Below are 17627 nucleotides of genomic sequence, written 5' to 3' on the forward strand. Positions count from 1 at the left end.
TGCTGGACGACCACGGCACCGGCGGCGACGCCGACGAGCCCCGCGCCGAGCTGAATCGTTCACACCGAAGAGGTCACTGGTTCGAACCCAGTATCGCCCACCGGATCATCAGGCGGCCCGGCTCACCAGTGGTGAGCCGGGCCGCCTCGTCGTGTGCGGCCGGCGTCGCGCGTTCGCGGCGGGCCGCCACCGGGTGAGGCTCCCTCCCGTGTGTCCGAGGCGTTCCGCTTCCGGTCGCCTTCATCCAACCGTGACCTTCCGCCACGCCTGTCCCGCTCGGCCCCGTCGCGTTCGATCGGTCGGCCGCAGGGCTTCCACCTGGGCTTTTGTGGTCGGGCGGAGCCCTGCGGACGAGACGGCCGGCGCCGGCGCCGGGGCGCGGCGCCCATGAATTCCTGTCCGAATCATTGACGTGCCCGTAGGCCCTCCGTAACTTGTGCCAGCAAGCGCTTACTTGAAACGATTCATGAGGCGGAAGCGAACGTCGCTGGGGAGGCTCATATGCAGCAGGGTGGGAATGTGGAGAGGCGGACGATCCTCAAAGCGGCGGGGGCCTCGCTGGCCGTCGCGGGGCTGGGCGCGACGGCCACCGCGTGCGGCGGCGGCAGTGGTTCCGGGGACGGGACGGTGACGCTCCGCTACGCGTGGTGGGGTGGCGAGCCGCGCACCATCGCCATCAAGAAGACGATCGAGCTCTTCGAGAAGAAGTTCCCGAAGATCAAGATCAAGCCGGAATTCACCGACTACGAGGCCTTCTGGGAGAAGTTCCAGACCCAGGCCTCCGGCGGGAATCCGCCGGACGTTTTCCAGAATGCGGTCGGCTTCCTGCGCAAGTACGACAAGCGCGGTGTTCTGCTGGACCTCAAGTCGCAGGCGGACGCCGGGAATCTGAACCTCGAGAACTTCCGCAACGGCGTCCTGGCCAACGGCCAGGTCGACGGCAAGCAGATCGCCGTCCCCGTCGGCGCCAACACCATGGCGCTCGTCATCGACCTCAAGGCCTTCGAGAAGGCCGGGGTGGAGGCGAAGTTCGGCTGGACCTGGGACGAGTACTTCGACGCGCTGCAGACGATCCAGGACAAGCTGAAGATCGCCGGTGACACCGGCTACTTCAGCATCATGTACCTCTACGACCTCTACCTGCGCCAGAACGGCAAGGCCTTCTTCACCGACACCGATCTCGGCTTCACCGAGGACGACCTGACGCAGTGGTGGGAGGACGGCTACAAGCGCGTGCGGTCCGGGCTCGTCGCCGACCCGAAGAAGGTCGAGCAGGTCAAGCCCAAGTCGGCGCTCTCCGCGGGCCTCGCGGCGTCCGAGTTCACCTGGGACAACTTCTCTATCCGCTACGAGGGCGAGGGCGAGTCGGACTACGGGCTCGCGCCGATCCCCACCACGGACGGCAAGGCCACCGGCCAGTACCTCGGTTCGCTGATGCTGAGCGCCTTCTCCGGGACCAAGCACCCCAAGGAGGTCGCCCAGTTCATCGACTTCATGGTCCACGACCCCGAGGTCGGCGAGATCATGGGCTACGACCGCGGCATCCTCGCCACCACCGAGCAGTACGAGGCGTTCACGCCCACCGACGAGAACAACAAGGGCGTCAAGGCGTACGAGGAGGAGGTCGCCGCGGCCGGCGTCCTCGGCAAGATCACCCCGCACCCGTCGGGCGCCGACGTCATCGAGGCGGCGTTCCTGCGCATCGGCGGCGAGGTCGCCCAGGGCAAGACCAAGCCGGCCGACGCCGCCAAGGCACTGTTCAGCGAGGCCAAGGCCGCGTTCGCCGGCTGAGGGGACGTACCACCATGACGCTCGTCAAGGAAGCGCCCGCGCGCCCGGCCGGGAAGCGGCCCGCCGCTCCCGCCGCCGGGCGGCGCGGGCGGCGCCGCGAGACCCTCGCGGGCTATCTGTTCATGTCGCCGTGGATCGCGGGGTTCCTGCTGCTCACGGCGGGGCCGATGATCGCGTCGCTCTACTACGCGTTCACCAGCTACAACCTGTTCACGCCGCCCCAGTGGGTGGGCCTGGACAACTTCACGACGATGTTCCAGGACCCGCGCTGGCAGAAGTCGGTCGAGGTCACCCTCAAGTACGTCGTCGTGGCGACCCCCCTGAAACTGCTGCTCGCGCTCGGCGTCGCGCTGCTGCTCGCCCAGAAGCGGCGCGGACAGGGCCTGTACCGGGCCGCGTTCTACATGCCCTCGCTCATCGGCGCCAGCGTCTCCGTCGGCTTCGTGTGGCGGGCGCTGTTCTCCGACGACGCGGTCGTGGACCGTACGCAGAAGATCTTCGGTCTCGACGTGGGCGGCTGGATCGGCAACCCGGACTACGTCATCTACGCCCTGGTGGCCCTGAGCATCTGGCAGTTCGGCGCCCCCATGGTCATCTTCCTGGCCGGTCTCAAGCAGGTCCCGCAGGAGCTGTACGAGGCCGCCGAGATGGACGGTGCCGGACCGCTGCGCAGGTTCTGGAACGTCACGCTGCCGATGATCTCCCCGGTGCTGTTCTTCAACGTGCTGCTGGAGTCCATCCACGCGTTCCAGGTGTTCGGCTCCGCCTACGTCGTCTCCGACACCCGGTGCGGGCCCGCCGACGCCACGCTCGTCTACACCTGTTACCTCTACCAGAAGGGCTTCAAGGAGGCCCAGATGGGCTTCGCCTCCGCGATGGCCTGGACGCTGGTGGTCGCGGTGGCGCTCGTGACGGCGGTCCTGTTCTGGTCGCAGAAGAAGTGGGTGCATTACGAGGAGGCCGCCAAGTGACCAGTGCCACCAGCCCCGCCCTGCCCACCGCCGGCGAACGGCGGCGCGTCGGATCGATCGCCTGGCACGTGGGCGCGCTCCTCGTCCTCGCGGTCGTCCTCTATCCCGTGGTCTGGGTGGTCGGCGCCTCGTTCAAGCCGAGCAAGGACATCATCGCCAGCCTCGACCTGCTGCCCACCGAGCCGGTCTGGGCGAACTTCTCCGGGCTCGCCGACGGCATCTCCGGCATCCCCGTCAGCAGCTTCTTCTGGAACTCGCTGATGTACGCGGTCCTCGCCGTGGTCGGTGTCGTGCTGTCCAGTTCGCTGACCGCGTACGCCTTCGCCAAGATCCGGTTCGCCGGGCGGAACCTGCTCTTCACGCTGATGATCGGCACGCTGCTGCTGCCGTACCACGTGCTGCTCATCCCGCAGTACGTGCTCTTCCGCAACATGGAGCTCACCGACACCCTGGTGCCGCTCGTCGCGGGCAAGTTCCTGGCCACGGAAGCCTTCTTCGTCTTCCTGATGGTGCAGTTCATGCGCGGACTGCCCAGGGAGCTGGACGAGGCCGCCAAGCTCGACGGCTGCGGGCACCTGCGCACCTACTGGTCGATCGTGCTGCCGCTGAGCCGGCCCGCGATCATCACCAGCGCGATCTTCACCTTCATCAACGCCTGGAACGACTTCATGGGGCCGCTGATCTACCTCAACACCCCCGAGAAGTACACCGTCTCGCTCGGCCTGATGATGTTCCGCGACCAGGAGGGCATCTCCAACTACGGCAGCATGATCGCGATGTCGCTGGTGGCGCTGGTGCCGGTCATCGCCTTCTTCATGGCCTTCCAGCGCTACCTCATCGACGGCATGGCGACCTCCGGACTGAAGGGCTGAGGCGGTCACCATGGCGCAAGCACGCGTGAAGGCGCGCACCTCGCGCAGGGAGTCCGTGTTCGGCGAGCGCTTCGCGGTCTTCGCCGAGTGCCTGCTCACCGGCGTGTGGATCGCCGTGGCCTGTCTCGGGGTCGTCACCTACCCCGCGGCCTTCGCCGCCGGCGCGCGGCACCTGCGGCGCCGCACCACCCACCAGGGCGGCGGCCTGCGGGAGTTCACCGCGGACTTCCGTACGGCCGTGCGCGGCGGGTGGGCCGTCGGGCTCGCCGGATGGGCCGTGGCCGGCGCGGTCTGGGTGGACGTCCTGGCCGTGCGGGCCGGACTTCCCGGCGGGCCGCTCGTCGGGGCCGTCGGTGTCCTCGCGCTGATCGGGGCCGCCGTGGCCCTGCTGCGGGCGGCCGCCGTCTGGGCGCCCGGTGCGACCTGGCGGACGCTGCTCGCCGACGCCGGGCGGCGGACCGTGCTCGACCCGGCCGGGTCCTTCCTGGTCGTCTGCGGACTGGCCGTCGTGGCCCTGTCCGCGGGGTTCGTCCCGCCGCTGGCGGTCCCCGTCCTGGGGGCCGTCGCGGCGGCGGCCGTCGCCGTGGAGGAGCGGTACCGGCACCGCTGACGGGCGGTGCCCCTTCTCGAGGTCGGCGCTTCGGCGCCGCACCTCTTTCTGTCATGCCCTTGACATCACCTTGCTCGTCGCAACGGAAAGGAAAGGCCATGTCCCCCATCCCCCGCAGATCCCTGCTCAAGGCGGCCGCCGTCGCCGGAGCCGCCGCCCAGTTCAGCTGGGCCCTGGGAACGCAGAACGCCGCCGCCGCGCCCCGCGCGGAAGCCGCCGGCGCCGACCCGGTCACCCTCGACTGGCTGGAGGACGGCGGCCTCGGCGCGGCCCCCGGCTCCACCGTCGGCGTGCCCTGGCCCAGGGGCGCCCACCAGGAGGACCAGACCTTCGCGCTGACCGACGCCGACGGGAAGTCCGTCCCCGTCCAGTCCTGGCCGATCGCCTACTGGCCCGACGGCTCCCTCAAGTGGACCGCGCACGCGGTGAGTTCGGGCTCCGGCAAGCTCACCCTGACCGCCGGGGCACCCGCCGCACCCGAGAAGAAGGTCACCGTCGACAGGCGCGGCGGCACCATCGACGTCTCGACCGGCGTCATCACCGCGAGGATCGGCACGTCCGGCGCCACCCTCGTCAAGTCGGTCACCCGCGGCTCCACCGAGATCGCCAGGAACGGCCGCCTCGTCGTCCTGCGGCAGCCCGAGTACGAGGACGGCGACCAGACCACCGTCAGGACCGAACGCTTCGACGGCGCCGTCACCGACGTCACCGTCGAACAGGACGGCCCCGTCCGCGCGGTCGTGCGCGTCGACGGAAAGCACCGCAAGGGCCACCGCGACCTGCTGCCCTTCTCCGTCCGCCTCTACTTCTACGCCGGCGCCGACTCCTTCCGCATGGTGCACACCATCACCTACGACGGGAAGCAGGAGCCCGGCAAGGCGAGCGGCGACTTCATCCGCGGCCTCGGCGTCCGCTTCACCGTCCCCCTGCGCGACGAGTCCTACGACCGCCACATCCGCCTCGGCGGCGAGGGCACCGGCCTGCTCCGCGAGGCCGTCAAGGGCATCACCGGACTGCGCCGCGACCCCGGAGCCGCCGTCCAGGCGGCCCAGTTCGCCGGTGAGAAGCTCCCCGACCCCGCCACCTGGGACCAGCGGGTCACCACCCGCCTGCAGTACATCCCCGAATGGGGCGACTACACCCTCTCCCAGCTCTCCGCCGACGGCTTCACCCTGCGCAAGCGCACCAAGAAGGGCCACGGCTGGATCGGCGCCGGCGGCGGCCGCCGCGCCTCCGGCTTCGGCTACGTCGGCGGCGTCAGCGGCGGCCTCTCCTTCGGCCTGCGCGACTTCTGGGAGAAGCACCCCGCCCAGCTCGACATCCGCGACGCCCACACCGACGAGGCCGAGGTCACCCTCTGGCTCTGGTCGCCCGAGGCCCAGCCCATGGACCTGCGCTTCTACCACGACGGCATGGGCCAGGACACCTTCCCCGAACAGCTCGAGGGCCTCAACATCACCTACGAGGACTACGAGCCCGGGTTCGGCACCCCGTACGGCATCGCCCGCACCTCCGAACTCCTCTTCTGGGCCAACGACTCCACCCCGAGCGCCGAGGAACTCGCCGAACAGGTCGAGGCCGTCCGCGTCCCCCCGCAGCTCGCCGCCCCGCCCCGGCAACTCATCACGGCGGGCGTCTTCGGCAAGGGCCTGTTCGCCGAACCGGACCGCTCCACCCCGGCCAAGGCGAAGATCGAGGACCACCTCGACTTCCTCTTCACCTACTACAAGGACCAGGTGGAGCAGCGCCGCTGGTACGGCTTCTGGGACTACGGCGACATCATGCACACCTACGACACCGTCCGGCACCAGTGGCGGTACGACGTCGGCGGCTACGCCTGGGACAACTCCGAGCTCTCACCCGACCTGTGGCTCTGGTACGCGTACCTGCGCTCCGGCCGCGCCGACATCTTCCGCTTCGCCGAGGCGATGACCCGCCACACCGGCGAGGTCGACGTCTACCACATCGGCGAGTGGGCCGGCCTCGGCACCCGGCACGGCGTCCAGCACTTCGCCGACAGCGCCAAGCAGCAGCGCATCGCCAACACCACCTACCGCCGCTACTACTACTTCCTCACCGCCGACGAACGCGTCGGCGACCTCATGCACGCATGCGTCGACTCCGACGAGACCTTCCTCGTCCTCGACCCCATCCGCAAGATCCGCACCGAGCCGTACACGCCGGACCGCAACGCCCTGTCGATCGGCTTCGGCACCGACTGGAGCGGACTGGTCTCCGCCTGGCTCACCGAGTGGGAACGCAAGGGCCCCAAGTGGGAGAAGGCCAGGGCCCGTGTCCTGTCCACCATGGAGACCATCGCCGCCCAGCCCAACGGCTTCGTCCAGGGCACCGGCCTGTACGACCTCGACACCGGGAAGTTCGCGATCGCGGAGGAGCCCGTGGTGGGCGTCTCCCACCTGTCGGCGGTCTTCGGCCTGGGCGAACTGTGCGCCGAACTCATCGACCTCGTCGACATGCCGGAGTTCAACGAGGCGTACTACGACTACTGCCGCTACTTCAACGCCACCAAGGCCGAGCAGGCGGCACGCTACGGCTCCCACTTCGGCAGCCTGATCCTCTTCCAGGGCCACTCCCGCCTCGACGCCTACGCCGCCGTGCGGACCGGTGACGAGAAGCTCGCGAAGCGGGCCTGGGACAAGTTCTACAACTCCGACGGCTACAAGGAGTCGGCACCCTGGAAGACCGAGAAGGTGAGCGGCCCGACGGCCCTGGTCGCCGGCAGTGAGGCCACCTGGGTGTCCACCAATGACACCGCGCTCTACGGCCTCGCCGCCATCGAGCTGCTGTCGCTGCTGGGGGACCGGATGCCGTAGGCACATCACGGGCGCGGGCGGGAACACTGCGTCCATGGACTGGAACCATCACCGCTTCCGCAGTCTGTGGACCCTGCCCGCGCCCGCCCCGGTGGTCCACCGGATCCTGGAGCGGATCGAGGACTACCCCCTGTGGTGGCCCCAGGTACGGGACGTCACCCGGCTCGACGACACCAGCGGGATCGTCACGATCCGCTCCCTCCTGCCGTACGACCTGACCTCGACCGTGCGGGAGGGCCGGCGCGACCCGGAGACCGGGATCCTGGAGGCCGGCCTGTCCGGCGACATCGACGGCTGGGCCCGCTGGACCGTCACCCGCCTGGGACCCCACCGCTGCCTCGCCCACTACGAGCAGGAGGTCGACGTCCGCAAGCCGCTGCTGCGCCTGCTCGCCGTGCCGGGGCGGCCCGTCCTCCGCGCCAACCACGCCCTGATGATGCGGGCCGGCCGGCGCGGCCTGGCCGCCCACCTGGAAGCGGTTTGAAGGAACCCTCCCCGGACCTGTATTGTTCAGTGCGTTCCCGGGCGATTAGCTCAGTGGGAGAGCGCTTCGTTCACACCGAAGAGGTCACTGGTTCGAACCCAGTATCGCCCACCGGGAAAGCCGGTCCGTCCCCGACGGACCGGCTTCTTGCGTTCCCGGGGGTGCTCTCAGGCCGCCGTCGGCAGGTCCGGACGCAGCGGCCACGCCGGGTCCACCACCTCCTCCGTACCGGTGCGCGCGAACCACGCCTGGAGCCCCCGCGCCTGCGCCGCGTGCCACACCGCCTGCAGGGTGTGCAGCTCACCGGGGGAGAGCCGCTCCAGCCGGGAGGCGAAACGCCGCCCCACCGCCCGGGTCACCTCCAGCGCGGCCACCGCGTCCGCCGCCGCGTCGTGCGCCCCCTCCAGGGCGACCCCGTAGTGCGCGCACAGGTCGGTCAGCGTGCGCCGGCCCTTGCGATAGCGGTCCAGGTGCTTGTCCAGCACCCAGGGGTCCAGCACCAGCAGCTGCGCCCGCTCCAGCCAGCGGCCCAGCGACGACGCCCGGTGCCGGCGCAACTCCCGGTCCAGCAGCGTCAGATCGAACGGCGCGTTCATCACCACCAGCGGCCGTCCCACCCTGGCCTGCTCCGCCAGCGCCTCCGCGACCTCGTACATCACCGGCGCCGGCCAGCGGCCGTGGCGCTGCAGATGATCGTCCGTCAGCCCGTGCACCTCCGTCGCCCCGGCCGGCACCGGCACCCCCGGATTCACCAGCCAACGGACCACCCGCGGCCGGGTGCCCGGCGCGTCCTGCACGACGAGGGCGGCCGACACGATCCGGTCGGTCTCGACGTCCACACCCGTCGTCTCCGTGTCGAAAGCGGCCAACGGCCCTTCGTACCAGCACGCCATACCCAACAACCCCTCGTTCCCCATCGGCAGCCGACACACAGTCCGCTGCCCGAAACGGTGATACCCGGGCTGTTTGCGCCGTACGCCGGAAGGAGACAACAGGAGTACGGGTCAGCGCAGTTCAGCGGCCCGCAGCGGGGATCCACCAGTGGGGAAGGCTGTTGGCCATGGCCGTAGCGCAGCCCGAGCGGGGCGGGCTGCTGCCCGAGCGCACCGCACCCGCTCGCGGCTCTCTCGCCACCACCGCCTGCATGGAGACACTGCAGGTCGGCTATCTGCACGCCGTCGCGGCCGCGGCCGGCTGCTCGTTGTCCCAGCCGTTCCCGGACAACGGCATCGACTGGCACGTCAGCCACAGCGCGCCCGGACACACCGTCGACGACGAGGTGACCATCAAGGTGCAGCTCAAGGCCACGTACCAGATCCCTCCGGACCCGCCGGGCCGCTTCTTCTCCTTCACCCTCGACAACGACCACCTGACGAAGCTCGCCCGCACGCCCGTGTCGGTGCACAAGATCCTCGTGGTGATGATCGTCCCGCGCTCGCGGGACCAGTGGCTGCGGGCCGGGCACGACCGGCTCGACCTGAGGCACTGCTGCTACTGGACCAACCTCGCCGGACAGCCGGTCACCGGCCGGCGCCGCACGACCGTGCGGATACCGACCTCACGCATCTTCGACGACCGGGCGCTGTGCGAGATCATGACGCGGGTCGGGACGGGAGGGACACCGTGACGCACCGCTCGACCGACGAGCCCCTGAGGCCCGTGCGCCCCCATCCCGCCGACGCCCTCCGGGAGGGCGCGCCGCCCGATCCCGGCGCGGTCGACCCGGCCGTGCTCGCCGCCCTGCTGCAGCGGCACGGCTGGCAGCGGCGCGGCGGCGCCCCCGGCCGCTACAGCCGCTGGACGCCGCCCGGACCGGGCCGCTCCGGCACCAGTCTGCTGGTGCCCGAGAGCCGTGCCTTCCCCGACAGCGAGGACCTGCTCGGCGAGGCCCTGCTCGCCCTGACCCGCAGCGGCACGCCCGCCGCCCGCGAGGTCCTCCTCGCCCTCGCCGTCCCCAGCGACGAGATCCGCTGGTGGCGTGATGCGCCCTCCGGTCCCGGGGACGCCGCACCCTGGACCGTCGAGGAGCGGCTGCGCACCGCCGCCCGCGCCGTGCTGCTCGCCGCCGCGCTCACCACGCGCGCGCGGGCCGGCTACCACGGCGCCCGGCACCGGCGCGCCGCCGCCGCCGCCCTGGAGGACGTCCTGGTCGGCCCCGCGCCCGGCGGCCGCCGGCTGACCGCGTTCGTGCCCGTCGCCACCGGCCGTCCGCTCGCCGTGTGCCTGCACCAGGCGCTGCACGCCACCCGCGAGGCCGTCGACTACCGGCGGGCCACCGGCGGCATGGACGCCTTCGACTCCGCCGTGGCGGCGGGGGTCAGCCACGAGCTGACCGAGGCGCTGGTCGCCCTGGTACGGGGCTCGGAGGGCGCCCGGATCGCCGTGGAGTGGGCCCCGGCCGCCGGCGTCCCCGAGGGCTGCGCGGCTCCGGCCGAGCCCGTCGAGTTCTCGCCCGGCGACCTGCCCGCCCTGCGCGAGGCCGGCCTGCGCTACCTCCGGGCCGAGCCGTCCGTGCCGGTGCGGATCACCGGCACGGTGGTGCGGATGCGCAGGTCGGGGCCGCGCGGTGCGGGCACCGTACGGCTGCGGGTGCTGGCCGGCGCCGAGGTCCCGCACGTCCGGATCGCCCTGGAGGAGGAGGCGTACCGCATCGCCGGGCACGCCCACCTCGTCGGACTGCCGGTCCGGGTGCACGGCCGGCTGGAGAGCCGGGGCGGCTTCCGGCGCCTCACCGGGGCGGGCGAGGTGGTCCCCGTACAGGTCGACGACGCGGAGCGGGACCGCCTGATGAAGGCGCTCCAGGAGGACCTCGACTTCTTCGAGGAGGTCTGCGGCGGGGACTGATTTCGCGGTGGGCGGCCCCGGGTCGGTACGATCCCAGGGACGCGTGCGCTCCGGTATGGCGCCGCGACCCCCCTTCAGTCAGGAGAGACCGGTGTCAGACGTCCGTGTGATCATCCAACGCGATTCCGAGCGGGAAGAACGCGTGGTGACGACGGGCACTACGGCCGCCGAGCTCTTCGCCGGCGAGCGCTCGGTGATCGCCGCGCGCGTGGCCGGTGAGCTCAAGGACCTCTCCTACGAGGTCGGGGACGGCGAGACCGTCGAGGGCGTGGAGATCTCCTCCGAGGACGGCCTCAACATCCTGCGCCACTCCACCGCGCACGTCATGGCCCAGGCCGTGCAGGAGCTGTTCCCCGAGGCCAAGCTGGGCATCGGCCCGCCGGTCCGGGACGGCTTCTACTACGACTTCGACGTGGAGAAGCCGTTCACGCCCGAGGATCTCAAGGCCATCGAGAAGAAGATGCAGGAGATCCAGAAGCGCGGCCAGCGCTTCTCCCGCCGCGTGGTGACCGACGAGGCCGCCCGCGAGGAGCTCGCCGACGAGCCGTACAAGCTGGAGCTGATCGGCCTCAAGGGCTCGGCCTCCAGCGACGACGGCGCGGACGTCGAGGTCGGCGCCGGCGAGCTGACGATCTACGACAACCTGGACGCCAAGACCGGTGACCTGTGCTGGAAGGACCTCTGCCGGGGCCCCCACCTGCCCACCACCCGGAACATCCCTGCGTTCAAGCTGATGCGCAACGCCGCCGCCTACTGGCGCGGCAGCGAGAAGAACCCCATGCTCCAGCGCATCTACGGCACCGCCTGGCCGTCCAAGGACGAGCTGAAGGCGCACCTGGAGTTCCTCGCCGAGGCCGAGAAGCGCGACCACCGCAAGCTCGGCTCCGAGCTGGACCTGTTCTCCATCCCGGAGCAGATCGGCTCCGGCCTCGCCGTCTTCCACCCCAAGGGCGGCATCATCCGCCGGGTCATGGAGGACTACTCGCGGCGCCGCCACGAGGAGGAGGGCTACGAGTTCGTCTACACCCCGCACGCGACGAAGGGGAAGCTCTTCGAGACCTCGGGCCACCTGGACTGGTACGCCGACGGCATGTACCCGCCCATGCAGCTCGACGAGGGCGTGGACTACTACCTCAAGCCCATGAACTGCCCGATGCACAACCTGATCTTCGACGCGCGCGGGCGTTCCTACCGCGAACTGCCGCTGCGGCTGTTCGAGTTCGGCACCGTGTACCGGTACGAGAAGTCGGGCGTCGTGCATGGCCTGACCCGCGCCCGCGGCTTCACCCAGGACGACGCGCACATCTACTGCACCCGCGAGCAGATGGCGGAGGAGCTCGACAAGACGCTCACCTTCGTCCTCAACCTGCTGCGCGACTACGGTCTGACCGACTTCTACCTGGAGCTGTCCACCAAGGACCCGGAGAAGTTCGTCGGCTCCGACGAGGCGTGGGAGGAGGCGACCGAGACGCTGCGCCAGGTCGCCGAGAAGCAGGGCCTGCCCCTGGTCCCGGACCCGGGCGGCGCCGCCTTCTACGGTCCGAAGATCTCCGTCCAGGCCAAGGACGCCATCGGCCGCACCTGGCAGATGTCGACCATCCAGCTCGACTTCAACCTGCCGGAGCGCTTCGACCTGGAGTACACCGGCGCGGACGGCTCCAAGACCCGCCCGGTCATGATCCACCGCGCGCTGTTCGGCTCGATCGAGCGGTTCTTCGCGGTGCTCCTGGAGCACTACGCGGGCGCGTTCCCGGCGTGGCTGGCGCCGGTGCAGGCGATCGGCATCCCGATCGGCGACGCGCACGTCGAGTACCTGGAGAAGTTCGCGGACACGGCCCGCAAGCAGGGGCTGCGCGTCGAGGTCGACTCCTCCTCGGACCGCATGCAGAAGAAGATCCGCAACGCCCAGAAGCAGAAGGTTCCCTTCATGGTCATCGCGGGCGACGAGGACATGGCCAACGGCGCCGTCTCCTTCCGCTACCGCGACGGTTCGCAGGAGAACGGCATTCCGGTCGACGAGGCCATCGCGAAGATCGCGAAGGTCGTCGAGGAGCGGACGCAGGTCTGACCGCGGATGACTCCGAGGCCCCCGGGAGCGATCCCGGGGGCCTTTTCCGCGGTCCTCCGGTGACGCCATATGCTGCACGCATGACGAGTGAGCCGGAGCAGCAGTCGGGAGTGGGCACGCAGGACGCGTTCCAGCGTCTGTGGACGCCCCACCGGATGGCGTACATCCAGGGCGAGAACAAGCCGAGCGGCCCGGGCGCCGACGACGGCTGCCCCTTCTGCTCCCTCCCGGCCAAGTCCGACGAGGACGGGCTGATCCTGCGGCGCGGCGAGCGGGTCTACGCGGTGCTCAACCTCTACCCCTACACGGGTGGTCATCTGATGACCGTGCCGTACCGGCACGTGGCCGACTACACGGACCTCACCGCGGAGGAGACGGCGGAGCTCGCCGAGCTCACCAAGCAGGCGATGACGGCGCTGCGCACGGCGTCGGGCGCCCACGGCTTCAACATCGGCATGAACCAGGGCACGGTCGCTGGCGCGGGCATCGCCGCCCACCTCCACCAGCACGTCGTCCCGCGCTGGGGCGGCGACACGAACTTCATGCCCGTGATCGGCCACACGAAGGTGCTGCCGCAACTGCTGGCGGACACGAGGAAGATGCTCGCGGAGGCCTGGCCCGTGGCTCCCTAGCCGCGGGCAGCCGTGCCCCCGCTCGAGCGGAGCCGAGAGCGGGGTCACGGCGGCACCTCGTCGGCGCCGAGCCGCGCCCCCACCCCCGCCCAGCCGCACCCCGCCGTACGTGACGCTCACGCGTCGTACACGTCGGCCTTCTTGGGCGTGGCCTCCTGCACCGCGGTGCTGAGGGACGACGACCGCGCACCGAACTTCGTGGTGTCCACCCCGTTCTCCTCCAGCACCTTGATCGCCGCCGAGTGCACCACCCGCAGCACCGGCGTGGCCGCCCGCAACGCGTCGTCGGCCATGAACCGGTGCCGCCACGGCCTGTCCGCCCACGCGTGCCGCAGACCGAAGGGCTCCGGCAGGCTCAGCTTGCCGCCCAGCCAGTACAGCAGCGGCGGGTACCAGGTCAGCGGCGCCCTGGCGGCCAGGCGCACCACCTCGTCCGAGTCGACCAGCGGGAGCTTCACCTTCCGGGTCTCCCAGAACCTGATCGACTTCTGGACCTCCTTCTCCTTGGCCGCCGGCTTGCTGGTGAACAGCGAGTGCACCGGCCCCAGCGCGTGCCCGGTGACCTCGATGCGCAGCGTCTCGTGCAGCACGGTCACGGTGATCAGCATGGTGATCACCAGCTGGCCGTCCCACAGCGTCCACTGCACGCCCAGGTAGTGCCGGTCGCCCGCGCCGAACTGCTGCTTGTTGCAGATGTCCTGTATGGCGTGCGGCTTGATCTGGTACGCCTCGACGTCCGTGCCCTCCGGCCGGGACACCGCCGTGGCGTTCTCCCCGATCGGTGTGACGATCCAGTGCCGTACCGACGGCTTGGTGAAGCCTCCGGTGTGCAGTGGTCCGCGCTCCAGCATCCGCAGCCGGTCGTGGATGGCCTTGATGACGTCCCAGCTGCGGAACGGGTTGATCTCCCGGTCCGGGTCGGCGGGCACCAGGTCCTCGGCGAGCTGCCAGCTGCCCCAGCGGGTGCCCATGCCGAGTATGCCCTTGGGCCCGGCGTAGAAGACCGAGTTGGACTGCTGCTCGGCGCTGAGCCGGGCCAGGGACTGGCGCAGTTGCTCGGCCGCCGTCTCGCCGGGACTGCTCGGCACCGCCTCGGGCACCTTGGCGCCGACGCTGCTGCCGGAGAGCAGGCTGTCCCAGCGCTCGCGCAGGTCCCTCGCCGTGCGCTCGCAGATCCGCTTGGCCCAGAACCAGCCCAGCACCGGGGCGACCACCGACGCGCGCGCGTACCAGCCCCAGAACCCGTCGAACGGCATGCGGAGCAGGAACAGCACGGCGAGGGCGCCCACCGCGACCAGCAGGGTGGTGGCCAGCGCGCCGGCCCGCTTGTCCTCCCGCCTGGCCATCGTCGTGCGGATCTGGAAGACCAGCAGCCACACCACCAGGCCCGGCAGGAAGAGCAGCCCGCACAGGACCATGACGGCGCTCAGCCAGTTGTCCCGCTCGCGGCGGATGCGGTGCGCCGCCAGCGAGTGCTCGACCACCACCTGGGGCTGGATGCCGAAGGACTGGATGAGCGGCGCGCGGCCGGAGCCGAGCATCCGGTCGATGATCGCCCTGGAGAACGCCTCGCCCAGATTCGGCCGGAACAGCTTCAGCCTGGGTGCGCTGACGGCTGATTTGTGCCACTCGTTGTCGGCCTTGAGTATCTCCTCGACCTCGTTGTCCCGATAGGCCGCCGAGGCCAGCGCGAACGTCGGCGTCTGCCCCTCGTCGCCCGTGCGCGGCACCTGCGGACCGAAGAACTCCGCGTAACCGCTCTCAACGGTCATTCCCGCCCCCGATCGCCGCGACTGTCGTCTTGCGGCCTTCCCGACTTCCCTGCTGCGCACACCTGTTGATCAGGTCTTCAGCGTATCCGTACCCGCCGTCGTCCGTAGGCGGACGGCCGAAGCCGTCCGCCACCACGGAGTGAAGCATTCCGAGACGGTTCCGGTGCGAGGCGCGTACGCGGGCGCCCGCCGGGTCCTCCCGGGTGCGCCCGTCGTCGGCTATGAGGCGGTACGCGCCTCCTCCTTGACCCGTTCCGCCACGTGCGGCGGCATGGGTTCGTGCCGCGCGTACCGGCGGCTGAACCGGGCGGTGCCGTGCGAGAGGGAGCGCAGGTCGATGGCGTACCGGCCGATCTCGATCTCCGGGACCTCGGCCCTGACGAGGGTGCGTCCGCCGGGCGACTGCTCGGTGCCGAGCAGCCGGCCGCGGCGGCCGGACAGGTCGCTCATCACGGCGCCGACGTAGTCGTCGCCGACCAGGACGCTCACCTCGGCCACCGGTTCCAGCAGGTGGATCCTCGCGTCCGCGGCCGCCTCCCGCAGGGCCAGCGCGCCGGCCGTCTGGAACGCGGCGTCGGAGGAGTCCACCGAGTGCGCCTTGCCGTCCAGCAGGGTCACCCGCACGTCGATGAGCGGATGTCCCGCGGCGACCCCCTTGACGGCCTGGGCCCGTACGCCCTTCTCGACGGAGGGGATGAACTGGCGCGGCACCGCGCCGCCGACCACCTTGTCGACGAACTCGATGCCCGAGCCGTTCGGCAGCGGCTCCACCTCGATCTCGCAGATGGCGAACTGCCCGTGTCCGCCGGACTGTTTGACGTGCCGGCCGCGCCCGGACGCCTTGCCGCCGAACGTCTCCCTGAGCGGCACCCGGTGCGGTACGACGTCGACCTGGACGCCGTAGCGGCTGCGCAGGCGCTCCAGGGCCACGTCCGCGTGCGCCTCGCCCAGGCACCACAGCACCACCTGGTGGGTGTCCTGGTTCTGTTCCAGCCGCATCGTCGGGTCCTCGGCCACGAGCCGGGACAGCCCCTGCGAGAGCTTGTCCTCGTCGGGTTTGCTGTGCGCCTGGATGGCCAGCGGCAGCAGCGGGTCGGGCATGTCCCACGGCTCCATGAGCAGCGGGTCGTCCTTGGCGGACAGGGTGTCCCCGGTCTCCGCGCGGCTGAGCTTCGCCACGCACGCGAGGTCGCCCGCGATGACGTGGGAGACGGGCCGCTGCTGTTTGCCGAACGGCGTGGACAGGGCGCCGATCCGCTCGTCGACGTCGTGGTCCTCGTGGCCGCGGTCGGCGAGCCCGTGTCCGGAGACGTGCACGGTCTGGTCGGCGCGCAGGGTGCCGGAGAAGAGCCGGATCAGGGAGAGCCGGCCGACGTACGGGTCGGAGGAGGTCTTCACGACCTCCGCGACCAGCGGGGCGTCCGGGTCGCACGGTTTCAGCTCGCGCGGCCTGCCGTCGACGGTGGTCACGCTCGGGGTGCCGTGCTCCAGCGGGGTCGGGAAGCCGCCGGTGATCAGCTCGAGGAGTTCGACCGTGCCGAGTCCCTGGCGGGCGCCGTCGGCGGCGGGCGCGGCGGCCAGGACGGGGAAGAACACCCCGCGCGCGACCGCCCGTTCCAGGTCCTCGATCAGCGTCCCGACGTCGATCTGCTCGCCGCCGAGGTAGCGGTCCATGAGGGTCTCGTCCTCGCTCTCGGCGATGATCCCCTCGATGAGCCGGCCGCGGGCCTCCTCCATCAGCGGCAGCTGGTCCTCGCCGGGCTCGGACTCCTTGCGTTCGCCGGTGGAGTAGTCGAACAGCTTCTGCGACAGCAGTCCGGTCAGGCCCGTCACGGGCGCGTGCCCGTCGGGCCCCTCCGGGCCGTGCAGCGGCAGGTACAGCGGCAGCACGGCGTCGGGGTCGTCGCCGCCGAACGCCTCCGCGCAGACGCGGGTCGTCTCCTCGAAGTCCGCGCGGGCCGCCTCCAGGTGCGTGACGACGATGGCGCGCGGCATGCCGACCGCCGCGCACTCGTCCCACACCATGCGGGTCGGGCCGTCCACGCCGTCCGAGGCCGAGACGACGAAGAGGGCCGCGTCCGCCGCCCGCAGACCGGCCCTGAGCTCCCCGACGAAGTCGGCGTACCCGGGGGTGTCCAGGAGGTTGACCTTGATGCCGTCCCATTCGAGGGGCACCAGGGAGAGCTGTACGGAGCGCTGCTGCCGGTGCTCGATGTCGTCGTAGTCGGAGACGGTGCCGCCGTCCTCCACGCGGCCCGCCCGGTTCACCGCCCCCGCGGTCAGCGCGAGGGCCTCCACCAGGGTCGTCTTGCCCGATCCGGAGTGGCCGACCAGCACCACATTCCGTACGGACGTGGGATGGTCGGCCGCCTGCGCCCTGCCGGCGGCTCCGGGGTGTGTGTGCGCCTTGTCGCCCATGATCCTGCCTCCCGTGCACGGTGAGGTCACTGTGGGCGCGGACCCGCGGAATCCGCGTGCGGTGCGGCTCCGGCGACGCCCGCGGTCCTTCGAGCTTTCCACTCCCTTCACGGTGCGTCCATACGAAGGACGTGATCCCGGCGTCCGGCCCTGCTCACGGCGGCGCCCCGCGGGCCGGGTGAGCAGGGACGACGGGGTGGTCCCGGGCGGGGGAGCCCCGCCGCGCGAGCGAAGCCGGGCGTGGGGGAGCCGGCGAGTGACGACAGCGCGGCCGGGGTGCCGTCCACGTCCTCCGGACAGCGGGGGAGTGCGCGCCGGGCACCGCGTCCCC

Annotated in this window: 14 protein-coding genes and 1 tRNA gene; 12 read left to right on the top strand and 3 right to left on the bottom strand. The window is 71.0% G+C overall.

Annotated features, from left to right (window positions below; translation table 11 throughout):
• The 8 genes from AB0A94_RS20385 to AB0A94_RS20420 form a co-directional block, all read left to right on the top strand.
• Nucleotides 1-197, top strand: a 197-nt coding sequence (locus AB0A94_RS20385; protein WP_361746149.1) for a hypothetical protein, incomplete at its 5' end; no start/stop codon positions are given.
• Nucleotides 198-501: 304 nt separating this feature from the next.
• Complete coding sequence (locus tag AB0A94_RS20390; RefSeq protein ID WP_361746151.1) at nucleotides 502-1791, top strand: extracellular solute-binding protein; 1290 nt, start codon at nucleotides 502-504, stop codon at nucleotides 1789-1791.
• Between the two features lie 14 nt (nucleotides 1792-1805).
• Nucleotides 1806-2762, top strand: coding sequence for a sugar ABC transporter permease (locus AB0A94_RS20395; protein ID WP_217130028.1), 957 nt, complete (start codon nucleotides 1806-1808; stop codon nucleotides 2760-2762).
• Nucleotides 2759-3634: a carbohydrate ABC transporter permease gene (locus AB0A94_RS20400; RefSeq protein WP_361746153.1), complete on the top strand. Its 876-nt coding sequence runs from the start codon at nucleotides 2759-2761 to the stop codon at nucleotides 3632-3634. Before AB0A94_RS20395 ends, AB0A94_RS20400 begins: the two co-directional genes overlap by 4 nt.
• 10 nt (nucleotides 3635-3644) lie before the next feature.
• The gene (locus AB0A94_RS20405; protein ID WP_361746155.1) at nucleotides 3645-4244 is read left to right on the top strand and encodes a hypothetical protein; all 600 of its coding nucleotides are present in this window, start codon (nucleotides 3645-3647) and stop codon (nucleotides 4242-4244) included.
• 98 nt (nucleotides 4245-4342) lie between these two features.
• Nucleotides 4343-7078, top strand: a complete 2736-nt coding sequence (locus tag AB0A94_RS20410; RefSeq protein ID WP_361746157.1) for a Tat pathway signal sequence domain protein — start codon at nucleotides 4343-4345, stop codon at nucleotides 7076-7078.
• A gap of 34 nt (nucleotides 7079-7112) precedes the next feature.
• Complete coding sequence (locus tag AB0A94_RS20415; RefSeq protein ID WP_361746159.1) at nucleotides 7113-7562, top strand: SRPBCC family protein; 450 nt, start codon at nucleotides 7113-7115, stop codon at nucleotides 7560-7562.
• 39 nt (nucleotides 7563-7601) lie between these two features.
• Nucleotides 7602-7673: transfer RNA gene (locus tag AB0A94_RS20420), tRNA-Val, on the top strand.
• Between the two features lie 56 nt (nucleotides 7674-7729).
• On the opposite strand, the gene AB0A94_RS20425 is transcribed toward AB0A94_RS20420, so the two are convergent.
• Entirely contained in the window at nucleotides 7730-8455 is a 726-nt protein-coding gene (locus tag AB0A94_RS20425; RefSeq protein ID WP_361746160.1) for a 3'-5' exonuclease, read from the bottom strand.
• Nucleotides 8456-8622: 167 nt separating this feature from the next.
• Between AB0A94_RS20425 and AB0A94_RS20430 the strand changes: the two genes are divergently transcribed.
• The 4 genes from AB0A94_RS20430 (at nucleotide 8623) to AB0A94_RS20445 (ending at nucleotide 13106) form a co-directional block, all read left to right on the top strand.
• Complete coding sequence (locus AB0A94_RS20430; RefSeq protein WP_361746162.1) at nucleotides 8623-9189, top strand: DUF4365 domain-containing protein; 567 nt, start codon at nucleotides 8623-8625, stop codon at nucleotides 9187-9189.
• On the top strand, nucleotides 9186-10406 hold the full coding sequence (locus AB0A94_RS20435; RefSeq protein ID WP_361746163.1) for a hypothetical protein: 1221 nt from the start codon (nucleotides 9186-9188) through the stop codon (nucleotides 10404-10406). The genes AB0A94_RS20430 and AB0A94_RS20435 overlap by 4 nt, the downstream gene beginning before the upstream one ends.
• Before the next feature lie 91 nt (nucleotides 10407-10497).
• Complete coding sequence (gene thrS / locus AB0A94_RS20440) at nucleotides 10498-12474, top strand: threonine--tRNA ligase (protein WP_361746165.1); 1977 nt, start codon at nucleotides 10498-10500, stop codon at nucleotides 12472-12474.
• A gap of 80 nt (nucleotides 12475-12554) precedes the next feature.
• Entirely contained in the window at nucleotides 12555-13106 is a 552-nt protein-coding gene (locus tag AB0A94_RS20445; RefSeq protein ID WP_361746167.1) for an HIT domain-containing protein, read from the top strand.
• A gap of 116 nt (nucleotides 13107-13222) precedes the next feature.
• Here AB0A94_RS20445 and AB0A94_RS20450 read toward each other — a convergent pair whose 3' ends face one another.
• Both AB0A94_RS20450 and AB0A94_RS20455 read right to left on the bottom strand, forming a co-directional pair.
• The gene (locus AB0A94_RS20450; protein WP_361746169.1) at nucleotides 13223-14878 is read right to left on the bottom strand and encodes a hypothetical protein; all 1656 of its coding nucleotides are present in this window, start codon (nucleotides 14876-14878) and stop codon (nucleotides 13223-13225) included.
• 219 nt (nucleotides 14879-15097) lie between these two features.
• The gene (locus AB0A94_RS20455; RefSeq protein WP_361746171.1) at nucleotides 15098-17296 is read right to left on the bottom strand and encodes an elongation factor G-like protein EF-G2; all 2199 of its coding nucleotides are present in this window, start codon (nucleotides 17294-17296) and stop codon (nucleotides 15098-15100) included.
• Nucleotides 17297-17627 lie beyond the last annotated feature (331 nt).

The sequence above is a fragment of the Streptomyces sp. NPDC044984 genome, assembly GCF_040646935.1.
Classification (GTDB): domain Bacteria; phylum Actinomycetota; class Actinomycetes; order Streptomycetales; family Streptomycetaceae; genus Streptomyces.

What these genes read in the sequence shown, in the direction of transcription:
- AB0A94_RS20430 (WP_361746162.1), top strand. Translation starts at nt 8,623, where the DNA reads ATGGCCGTAGCGCAGCCCGAGCGGGGCGGGCTGCTGCCCGAGCGCACC.
- AB0A94_RS20395 (WP_217130028.1), top strand. Translation starts at nt 1,806, where the DNA reads ATGACGCTCGTCAAGGAAGCGCCCGCGCGCCCGGCCGGGAAGCGGCCC.
- AB0A94_RS20455 (WP_361746171.1), bottom strand. Translation starts at nt 17,296, where the DNA reads ATGGGCGACAAGGCGCACACACACCCCGGAGCCGCCGGCAGGGCGCAG.
- AB0A94_RS20415 (WP_361746159.1), top strand. Translation starts at nt 7,113, where the DNA reads ATGGACTGGAACCATCACCGCTTCCGCAGTCTGTGGACCCTGCCCGCG.
- AB0A94_RS20445 (WP_361746167.1), top strand. Translation starts at nt 12,555, where the DNA reads ATGACGAGTGAGCCGGAGCAGCAGTCGGGAGTGGGCACGCAGGACGCG.
- AB0A94_RS20405 (WP_361746155.1), top strand. Translation starts at nt 3,645, where the DNA reads ATGGCGCAAGCACGCGTGAAGGCGCGCACCTCGCGCAGGGAGTCCGTG.
- AB0A94_RS20425 (WP_361746160.1), bottom strand. Translation starts at nt 8,455, where the DNA reads ATGGCGTGCTGGTACGAAGGGCCGTTGGCCGCTTTCGACACGGAGACG.
- AB0A94_RS20410 (WP_361746157.1), top strand. Translation starts at nt 4,343, where the DNA reads ATGTCCCCCATCCCCCGCAGATCCCTGCTCAAGGCGGCCGCCGTCGCC.
- AB0A94_RS20390 (WP_361746151.1), top strand. Translation starts at nt 502, where the DNA reads ATGCAGCAGGGTGGGAATGTGGAGAGGCGGACGATCCTCAAAGCGGCG.
- AB0A94_RS20450 (WP_361746169.1), bottom strand. Translation starts at nt 14,878, where the DNA reads ATGACCGTTGAGAGCGGTTACGCGGAGTTCTTCGGTCCGCAGGTGCCG.